This window comes from Phenylobacterium sp., assembly GCF_035276905.1.
In the GTDB taxonomy this organism is placed as follows: domain Bacteria; phylum Pseudomonadota; class Alphaproteobacteria; order Caulobacterales; family Caulobacteraceae; genus Phenylobacterium.
In genome coordinates, this window is the sequence record NZ_DATELG010000281.1 from 1 (window position 1) to 9,112 (window position 9,112).

The window sequence follows — 9,112 nt, forward strand, 5'->3', positions numbered from 1 at the left end:
GGCGCGGGTGGAAGAACAGCGCCTGGCCGATGGCGGCCTTCACCGTCTCCGGCTGGAACGGCTTGGTGATCAGGAAGGTCGGCTCCGGCCGTTCGCCGGTCAGCAGCCGCTCGGGGAAGGCGGTGATGAAGATCACCGGCACGTCGTAATGCGACAGGATGTCCTTGACCGCGTCGATGCCGGAGGAGCCGTCGGCCAGCTGGATGTCGGCCAGCACCAAGCCCGGCGTCTTGCGGGCGACCGCGTCCACCGCCTCGGTGCGGGTCGCGGCGATGTCGACCACCGTGTGGCCGAGCTCCTTGACCAGGGCTTCGATGTCGGCGGCGATCACCGGCTCGTCCTCGATGATCAGCACGTCGGTGGCGAGCTCGGCGTCGATCTCGGCCTGGGCCTCGGCGATCAGCCGCTCGACCTCGGCGAAGTCGGTGCCGAGAATCTGGGCGGCTTCGGTCGGGGTGAAGCCTTCGAGCGCGGTCAGGAGGAAGGCCTGGCGCGAGCGCGGCGCAATGCGCATCAGCCGGCGGGTGGTGTCGTCGCCGTCGCGCTCGTCGTCGGCGGGCCCTTCGAGCTGGGCGCCGGAGGTGCACCAGATGGCGTGAAACACATGATAGAGCGCGACCCGCGGCGTCAGGTTAGCTTCCAGCACACGCTCCCCGGCGGCGAGCGCTTCCAACGCGACGCGGACATAGTGGTCGCCGGTCGTCTGGTCGCCAGTGAGCGCACGCGCGTAGCGGCGCACATAAGGCAAGTGTGGCGCCAGTCGGGCAAGAAGACTCAAGGGTTACCCCTCCCGTTTTGCAACGATGCAGCATAGGGCGCGCCAAAAGGCATCGCCCCCGACCGCCTTATCATGGAGCAAGAACGTTATCTGGTGGAACCGGTTCCCGCGCCTGGGGGTTTTCGGCATCTTGACTCTCATATGAGGGAACTGGGTCTGGAGTCGGGCGTTGAGCGCTGACGAAGATGCAACGAGGGGGCGGCCGCCGCGACAGCGGAGCGCCGATAACATGATCGAACAACGGCCTTCAGAAGAGCGACGCAGGTCGTCCGCCGCCATGGACGAGGCGCGGCTGCGTCAACAGGCGATCGGCGTCCGCTTGCGGCAGATGTTTGACGAGGTGGTGAACGAGCAGGTGCCAGAGGAATTTCTGGAAATTCTCCGCCGCGCCGACAGCCGGTCGTCGGAGAACGGCTGATGGCTGACGAAGACCAGCTCAAGGCCGCGCCCGCCGCGCGGCGCCCTGCGGACGATCACGCCTTCAAGCGCGAACTGGTGCAGCTGATCCCGCACCTGCGCGCCTTCGCGCGGACCCTGTGCGGCGACCCCGCCGCCGCCGACGACCTGGCGCAGGACGCCATGATGAAGGCCTGGGACGCGCGCGCCAGCTTCCAGATGGGCACCAACATGAAGGCCTGGACCTTCATGATCCTGCGCAACCAGTTCTACTCCGAGAAGCGGCGGTCCTGGCGCCAGAGCCAGCTCGACCAGGAGGCCGCCGAGCGGACCTTGGTGGCGGTGGACGACCCGGAGGCCCCGGTGGCGCTCGACGAGCTGCGCCAGGGCCTGGCGATGCTGCCGCCCGAACAGCGCGAGGCGCTGATCCTGGTCGGCGCCGGCGGCTTCGCCTACGAGGAGGCGGCCGAGATCTGCGGCTGCGCCGTCGGCACGGTGAAGAGCCGCGTGAGCCGGGCCCGGCGGGCGCTGCACGCGATCCTCGACGAGGGGAACTACGAGCGCGACGGGGCCGCCGCCGGAGACGCCATGCGGTCTATCCTCGCGGACGCGGAACGGCTAAGCACCGTCCGTTGAGGACGGACGTCGGCGGACAATGACCGGCAGGCCCAGGGCTTCGCTGAGCACGATTCGGGTCCGCCTGACGGCGGCGCTGGCGCTTGCCCTGCTGCCGGTGCTGCTGCTCGGCGTGCTGCAGACCGCGATCGCCTTCCACCGGGAAGACGCCACCCTCAAGGAAAGCCTGGCGGCCGCCGCCCAGCGCAGCGCAGCGGCCGCCCGCGCGCGACTGGAGAGCGCCGACATCCTGCTGGAGACGCTGGCGCCCGGCTCGATCGGCTTCCAGTGCGCTCAGCGGCTGGCCCAGGTGACCCACCGCATCCCCGGCTACGCCAATCTGATCCGCTTCGACCGCAACGGCCGGGTCGCCTGCGCCGCCGGCGGCGTGCCGCACGATCCGCACCGCGTCGACCGGTCGTGGTTCCGCGAGCTCGAGGGCGGCGACGGCATCGTCGTGACCCGGGAGACCGGCGAGGCCTACGCCGGCGAGCCCTCGGTGCTGGCGGCGATCCGCGCCGTGGACGCCAAGGGCGCGTTCCAGGGCGCCTTCGCCGCGGTGATCCCACTGTCCAGCCTGCAGCCGTCCGCCAGCGATCCGACGCTTCCCAGCCATTCGGAGGTGGCGTTGGTCGACGGCCGCGGGCGGGTGATCAACGCCACCAATCCGAAGGCCTTCGGGGCGCTGCCCGCCGACTGGCGCAGCCGCGCGGCCAAGCAGGGCGCGGCGGTCTGGTACGCCGTGGGCCCGGATGGCCAGCGGCGGGTGTTCTCCGCCGCGCCCGCGGTCAGCGACGACGTCTTCGTCGTACTCTCCGCCCGCTCGCCCGGGCTGCTCTCGTGGGCGCGGCTGAACCCGCTGACCGGGATCCTGTTCCCGCTCCTCACCTTCGTCATCGCCCTCGCCGCCGTCTCGGTGGTGATCGAGCGGGTGGTGGTGCGCTGGATCGCCTATCTGCAGCGGATCGCCGCCCTCTACGCCAAGGGCCGGCTGAGCGTGCGGCCGATCCAGGCCGAGCAGATGCCGCCGGAGATCCGCGACCTGGCCGCCACCCTCGAGCAGATGGCCGAGGGCATCGTCGGCCGCGACGCCTCGCTCCGGGACTCGCTCGCCCAGAAGGACGCGCTGATGCGCGAGATCCACCACCGGGTGAAGAACAACCTGCAGGTCATCTCCAGCCTGCTCAACATGCAGCAGCGCGCGCTGACCGATCCCGCCGCACGGGCGGCGATGTCCGACACGCGTCAGCGGATCACGGCGCTGGCGCTGATCTACCGCGCCCTCTACCAGGGCCCCGACCTGAAGCGCGTCGACCTGCGGCCGTTCCTCGAGGAGCTCACCGCCCAGCTGGTCGCCGGCGAGATGCTGCATGGCCCGGGCGTGCGCACCGAGCTCTCCGTCGACGCCCTGGTGATCGACCCCGACCGGCTGGCCCCGCTGGCCCTGTTCGCGGTCGAGGCGATCACCAACGCCCAGAAGCACGCCTTCGCCCAGCGTGGCGGCGCCCTGACCGTCAACTTCCACGTCCGCGGCGACGAGGCGGTGCTCGAGATCAGCGACGACGGCCAGGCCAATGAGGCGGCGCTCGGCGGCGCCGGGGTCGGCCGCACCTTGATGACCGCCTTCGCCCGCCAGTTGCGCGGACGAGCGGAATTGGTCCGTAATCCGTCCGGCGGTGTGACCGCAAGGCTGCTTTTCCCAACTCCTTCGCTGGATTCCGCAGCTTCAGTGCAAGTCCCGGGGAACCAAGCTGCAGCATAGGTGGTTTCGCAGGTCGCGAGTTTTCGCGATAACTCTTAGGAGCCATTGATGCGGAAAATCATTCTACTGGCCATCGCCGCCGCGAGCATGGCCGTCGCTGCGTGTAATACCGTCGAAGGCGCCGGCAAGGACGTGTCGTCCGCCGGCAAGGCTGTGAGCAACACCGCCGAAGACGCCAAGAAGTAAGGCCTGGCTGCAGCCGATAGAGCGCGTTCCGCAAACGTGGGGCCGGTTTTGCGATCGTGCTCTAGGCTGCAGCGCGCGCGCCGCCCGCGCGGCGATAGAGGCCGGCGCGGGCGGGCGCGAAGCCCTCGGCGGCCAGGGCTTCCTCCTCGCCGAGCACCAGAGCTCCGCCCGGAGCGACGAGAGCGGCCAGCCTGGCCGTCGTTTCCGACCGCGCGCGCGCGGTGAAGCCGCTCAGCACATAGCGGCACAGGACGATGTCGAAGGCGCCCAAGGGCGTCAGGTCCTCCATCAGGTTGACCCGCCGCCAGCGCACCTCCTGGCGAACCTTCTTGGCAAGCTGGAAATGCTCGTCGCGGTTCTCGAAATGCCGCACAAGCTGGCGCGCCGACAGGCCGCGCTGGACCTCGAAGCTCGAATAGACGCCAAGCCGGGCGCGATCGAGCAGGCGCTCGCTGAGATCCGAGGCGAACAGCTCCACTCGGCCGGTGGGCGCCGGCGCCTCGGCCTGCAGCATGGCGAGCGAGTAGATTTCCTGCCCCGCGCCGCAGCCGGCGCTCCAGATGCGCACGACGCCGTCGGGACGGTGGCGGGCCACCTCCGGCACGACCTCGCGCCACAGGTGCTCAAAGACCGCCCGGTCGCGGAAGAAGCGCGTCTCGCTCGGGGCCAACGCCTCGACGCAGGCTGTCTCCAGACGCTCGTCGGCGCCCCCGCGCACCGCCGCGATCAGGTCCGCGACCGAGCCGAAGCTTTCGCGCCGCGCCACCGGGCCCAGCCGGCTCTCGATCAGGTAGGCCTTGTCGGGATCGATCGCGAGCCCGGCGCGCTCGGCGCCCAGCTCGGCCATGAAGTCACGGTCCTCAGGCGTCATGCCACCCCCGCCAGCGCCAGCTTGTCGGCCACGATGTCACCGTCGAACGGCTTGATGATGTACTCCGCGGCCCCGGCGTCGAGCGCCTCGCGGATCCGGTCCAGATTCGCCTCGGCCGAGCAGAACACGACCTTCGGTCCGCGGCCGCCCGGCTCCAGCCGGAGGCGGCGCAGGAACTCCAGGCCGCTCATCAGCGGCATGTTCGCCTCCAGCAGCACCAGGTCCGGCATCATCGCCCGACACCAGGCGAGCCCCTCCATGCCGTCGCCGGCCTCCGCCACTGCGAAACCGCGGTCTTCGAGCAGACGGCGCGCCACCTTGCGCACCACCCGGCTGTCGTCGACCACCAGGCAGGTCTTCACGAACGCCTCTCCTTACCAGGCGTACTTTCTCGCGCCCCATGGTTAACGAGCGGTGTTCGCTCGCGCGAACTGCGCAGTTAGATCGGCACGGTCGCGGCGAAGATCACGCGTTCCTCGTTCACATCGGCGAAGACGCGTCCGCCGACGTCCCCCAGGAACAGGTGGACGTAGTAGGCCTGCACCCAGTGGCCGTGGAGGCCTTCGCCAAGCGGCTCGCCACGCAGGCCGCGCAGCACTTCGGGACGCAGCTTCGCGCGCGGGCCGCCGGCGTCGGCGGCGATGGCCAGGGAGGCGCCTTCTTGCACTGCGCGCACCCGCGCCACCCCGCCGGTCGGCAGGGCCGCGCCCGCCATCTGCGCCAGGTTCAGGAGCGCCCGGGCGGCGGGCTTGTTGACCGACGGCGTCTCCACCAGCCATTCGAGCTCGGCCCGCATGTGGCCGAAGACCCCGCGGGCTAGCTTCTCCAGCTCGCGCACATCGAAGGTCTCGGCCGAGGCCGAGGCGCCGAAGGCCACGCGCGAGAACTGCAGGAGGTCGGTCAGCTTGCGCGCCGAAGTGGCGATCAGGCCCATCGCCTCCTCGCGCATGTCCTGGGCGGACGGATCGTCGAGCAGGTCGAGCCCGGAGACGATGGCGCTCGCCGGGCTGATGAAGTCGTGGCACATGCGCGCCGCCAGATAGGCGGCGAGTTCAGCCGGACGGGTTACGAGCGCGCTCTGGGCAGCCGATTCTTCACTCATGGGCGGCGACCTTGGCGTGATTTGAGCCATTCGAAAACGGCCCCCGCGTCCCCGGCCTAGATGCGCTTCGGCAGATTCCAGGCTCCGGCGGCCGGGGCGGACACCCTGGGCGCGAACCTGGGCTCTGACTGCGCCGAAGCGTGCGCGCCGCCCAGCGCGACGTAGCTCAGGAAGCCGACCAGAAAGGCGATCATGGCGAGCCACAGATAGGGCCGCAGCACTTCCAGCACGCCGGATCCGGGCATCGCGCCATCCTCCGCGGAGCCAGCCTCCGCGAAGGGGGAACGAGGCGAGAGGGTTAACGGTTGCGCCCCCGTCAATGGCTGAGCCCGACCCCGGTCGGCGCCTGCTCGATGGCCTGCGGCATCGGCGGGGCCTCGACCTTCAGCGCCTCCGCCTCGGCCTCGGCGGCGCGCTTCTCCTCCCGCTTCTTCTTCATCTGCCGGCTCACCACCAGGCCCACCGCCACGCCGGCGCCCAGCACGACGGCCAGCGCCACGGCCGGGCCGGCGGCGACGCCGAAGGCCCTGCGCTCGACCGAGGGGGTCTCCTCGGACCGCAGCGCGCCGGCGATGTTCTCCAGGCGGTCGGCGGTGGCCGCACGGCGGCGCGACAGCTCATCGCGCGCACGGGTCTGCAGGCTGAGGACGAGGTCCCTGGTCTTTTCGCCCAGGTCGGCCAGCGCCTCGCGCGCCGCCGCGGCCTTCGCCGGAACCTCGGAGGCCGCGGCCTCGATCGTTCGGCGGGTTTCCCTCGCCGTCTCGGTCATGCTCATGGGTCTCTCCACAGATGAGCCGCCCGCCCGGACCGTCGCGACGTTTCCGCGCGGCGACGGGCGCCTCGCGGGTAAGCGGCCCAAGGCGGACTATGGTTCCGGCTGTAGCCGGCGCTTGCGCCTTGAACACGCCCCATTCAACAGCTCTCGGGCGGGTGCTACAGCACGCCGCGAGGATCCGGGGGAGGAAGGAAGTCGATGGCCGAGATCGCCGCCGCCGAGCCGCGCGTACACGCTGCGGGACCGTCGATGCGCACGGTCGTGGCGGCCTCCGCAGCCGGCACGGCCTTCGAGTGGTACGACTTCTTCGTCTTCGGCAGCCTGACCCAGGTCATCTCCAAGACCTTCTTCTCCGGCCTGCCGGACGCCGCCGGCTATATCGCCGCGCTCGCCCTGTTCGGCGCGGGCTTCGCCTTCCGCCCGCTCGGCGCCCTGGTGTTCGGGCGAATCGGCGACCAGGCCGGACGGAAGGGCGCCTTCCTGATCACCGTCATCCTGATGGGCGGAGCCACCGTCGGCATCGGCCTGTTGCCCAGCTATGCGAGCGCCGGCCTGATCTCGCCGATCCTCCTGATCCTGATGCGCATCGTCCAGGGCTTCGCACTCGGCGGCGAATACGGCGGGGCGGCGATCTATGTCGCCGAGCACGCGCCCGACCATGCACGCGGCCGCTCGACCAGCTGGGTGCAGACCTCCGCCGCCTTCGGCCTGTTCGCCGCCCTGATGGTGATCCTCGCCACCCGGGTGAGCCTTGGCCAGGCGTTCGGGCCGGCGGCGTTCGACGCCTGGGGCTGGCGGATCCCGTTCCTGTTCTCCGCGGGCCTCCTGGCGGTCTCGATCTTCATGCGGCTGAAGCTGTCCGAGAGCCCGGCCTTCGCCCAGATGAAGGCCGAGGGGGAGACCTGCAAGGCGCCTTACGCCGAGGCCTTCGGCCGCTGGCCGAACCTGAAGCTGGTGCTGATCGCCTTCCTGGGCCTGATGTGCGCCCAAGGCGCGGTCTGGTACACCGCCTTCTTCTACGTCCAGACCTTCCTGGAGAAGTTCCTCAAGGTCGCGCCGGAGACCATCAACTTCCTGATGGTCGCGGCCACCGCCGCCAGCGCCGTGGGCTACGTCGTGTTCGGCGCGCTCTCCGACCGGATCGGCCGCAAGCCGGTGATGCTGGCGGGCATGACCCTGATGCTCGTGGCCTACTTCCCCGGCTTCCACATGCTGGCCCAGACGCTGAACCCGGCGCTCGCCGAGGCGGTCGCCCGCACACCGGTCGTCGTGGCCGCCGCGCCGGGCGACTGCGCGGTGCAGTTCGACCCGATCGGCCGGAAGGCCTTCCTCTCGGCCTGCGACATCGCCAAGAGCGCGCTCGCCAACGCCGGCGTATCCTACCGCAACCAGGCCGCCCCCGGCGGGGCCCTGGCGGAGGTGCGGATCGGCGGCGACATCGTCCAGTCAGTGGACGCCCGCAGCCTGTCGAAGCCCGACGCCAAGGCCGCCAAGGCCGGCGTCGAGGCCCACATCAAGGCCGCGCTGGCCAAGGCGGGCTATCCGGCCAAGGCCGACCCGGCGCGGATGAACCTCGCCGGCGCCTTCGCGGTGCTGCTGGTGTTCGTGGTCGCCGCCACGGCGCTCTACGGGCCGATGGCCTCGGCGCTGGTGGAGCTGTTCCCCACCCGCATCCGCTACACCGCCATGTCGTTGCCCTACCATGTGGGCACCGGCTGGATCGGCGGCTTCGTCCCCTTCAGCGCCTTCGCCATCGTCACCGCGGTCGGCGACATCTACGCCGGCCTATGGTTCCCGGTGGCCTTCACCGCGGTCTCGGTGCTGTCGTGCCTGGTCCTCCTGCCGGAGACCAAGGGCCGGCCGTTGCACTTTTAAGCCTCATCCCGCGATCGGCAGCACCTCGGTCAGCACGCCGGCGGCGTCCAGCGCCGCCTGCTCCCGGCGCCAGGCGGCGCCGACGATCAGGCGCACGACACGGCGCCCCTGGGCGGCGAGCCCGCTCAGTTCCTGGAGACCGGCCGGTCCGCGGCGCTCGGCGTCGCGCCGGGCCAGCGCCAGCACCTCGGCGTGGGCCCCCTCGTCGGCGATCAGCACGTCTGCGGCCGCCAAGGCGCGCGCGGCCCTCAGGGTCAAGAGGTCGGCCGGCCCACGGGCGTCGACGTACTGCACCGCCCCCGCCAGAGGCTCGCCGGAGGCCAGCGCCTGCCGCAGCAGCGCCGCCGCCCGGGTCATGTCGCCGGCCATCGCCGCCTCGGCTGCGGGCCCGGTCAGGGCGGCGCGCAGGAAAGCCCGTCGGCGGCCGACGTCCGGCAAGGCGGCGCGAACCTCGTCCTGCAAGGTGCGGAACAGCGCCGCGACCCGACCCGCGCCCTCCGGCACCCGCGCCTCGATGTCCTGGCGCAGCAGGGTCGCCAGCATCGGCGAGGCGCCGCCGGTGCCGATCGCCGCCACCACCTCGCCGCGGTCGATCACCGCAGGCGTGGTGAAATCGCAGAGCTGCGGCCGGTCGACGACGTTCACCGGCACGTGCGCGGCCCGCGCCGCCGCCGCCGCGGCCGCCGCGAAGCCGTCGTCGTCGCTGGCGACGAAGGCGAGCGCTGCGCCGGCGTAGCTCTGCGGCGCGAGCG

General features: G+C 71.2%; 12 protein-coding genes. 5 read left to right on the forward strand and 7 right to left on the reverse strand.

Annotation, left to right across the window (positions count from 1 at the left end; translation table 11 throughout):
- Positions 1–778: response regulator (locus tag VJS38_RS13115; protein WP_324088595.1), on the reverse strand; the 778-nt coding region annotated here is incomplete at its 3' end.
- Positions 779–1,007: 229 nt separating this feature from the next.
- Between VJS38_RS13115 and VJS38_RS13120 the strand changes: the two genes are divergently transcribed.
- The 4 genes from VJS38_RS13120 to VJS38_RS13135 are packed head-to-tail and all read left to right on the forward strand — an operon-like array spanning position 1,008 to position 3,737.
- The gene (locus VJS38_RS13120) at positions 1,008–1,196 is read left to right on the forward strand and encodes a NepR family anti-sigma factor (protein WP_324088596.1); all 189 of its coding nucleotides are present in this window, start codon (positions 1,008–1,010) and stop codon (positions 1,194–1,196) included.
- Entirely contained in the window at positions 1,196–1,810 is a 615-nt protein-coding gene (locus VJS38_RS13125) for a sigma-70 family RNA polymerase sigma factor (protein ID WP_324088597.1), read from the forward strand. Before VJS38_RS13120 ends, VJS38_RS13125 begins: the two co-directional genes overlap by 1 nt.
- A gap of 19 nt (positions 1,811–1,829) precedes the next feature.
- The gene (locus tag VJS38_RS13130; protein WP_324088598.1) at positions 1,830–3,551 is read left to right on the forward strand and encodes a sensor histidine kinase; all 1,722 of its coding nucleotides are present in this window, start codon (positions 1,830–1,832) and stop codon (positions 3,549–3,551) included.
- A gap of 45 nt (positions 3,552–3,596) precedes the next feature.
- Entirely contained in the window at positions 3,597–3,737 is a 141-nt protein-coding gene (locus tag VJS38_RS13135) for an entericidin A/B family lipoprotein (protein ID WP_324088599.1), read from the forward strand.
- Between the two features lie 61 nt (positions 3,738–3,798).
- Here VJS38_RS13135 and VJS38_RS13140 read toward each other — a convergent pair whose 3' ends face one another.
- From VJS38_RS13140 to VJS38_RS13160, 5 genes are all read right to left on the reverse strand, one after another.
- The gene (locus VJS38_RS13140) at positions 3,799–4,608 is read right to left on the reverse strand and encodes a protein-glutamate O-methyltransferase CheR (protein ID WP_324088600.1); all 810 of its coding nucleotides are present in this window, start codon (positions 4,606–4,608) and stop codon (positions 3,799–3,801) included.
- A complete protein-coding gene (locus VJS38_RS13145; RefSeq protein ID WP_324088601.1) occupies positions 4,605–4,970 on the reverse strand; it encodes a response regulator in 366 nt (121 codons plus the stop codon). The genes VJS38_RS13140 and VJS38_RS13145 overlap by 4 nt, the downstream gene beginning before the upstream one ends.
- 77 nt (positions 4,971–5,047) lie before the next feature.
- On the reverse strand, positions 5,048–5,710 hold the full coding sequence (gene chpT, locus VJS38_RS13150; protein ID WP_324088602.1) for a histidine phosphotransferase ChpT: 663 nt from the start codon (positions 5,708–5,710) through the stop codon (positions 5,048–5,050).
- 56 nt (positions 5,711–5,766) lie between these two features.
- Positions 5,767–5,955 carry a hypothetical protein gene (locus VJS38_RS13155; RefSeq protein ID WP_324088603.1) on the reverse strand — a complete coding sequence of 63 codons (189 nt, stop codon included), beginning with the start codon at positions 5,953–5,955 and terminating at the stop codon, positions 5,767–5,769.
- Between the two features lie 71 nt (positions 5,956–6,026).
- Positions 6,027–6,485: a hypothetical protein gene (locus tag VJS38_RS13160; protein ID WP_324088604.1), complete on the reverse strand. Its 459-nt coding sequence runs from the start codon at positions 6,483–6,485 to the stop codon at positions 6,027–6,029.
- A gap of 198 nt (positions 6,486–6,683) precedes the next feature.
- Between VJS38_RS13160 and VJS38_RS13165 the strand changes: the two genes are divergently transcribed.
- On the forward strand, positions 6,684–8,360 hold the full coding sequence (locus tag VJS38_RS13165) for an MFS transporter (RefSeq protein ID WP_324088605.1): 1,677 nt from the start codon (positions 6,684–6,686) through the stop codon (positions 8,358–8,360).
- A gap of 3 nt (positions 8,361–8,363) precedes the next feature.
- Here the strand turns inward: VJS38_RS13165 and VJS38_RS13170 are convergent.
- The coding region (locus VJS38_RS13170) for a bifunctional precorrin-2 dehydrogenase/sirohydrochlorin ferrochelatase (protein WP_324088606.1) at positions 8,364–9,112 on the reverse strand (749 nt) is incomplete at its 5' end.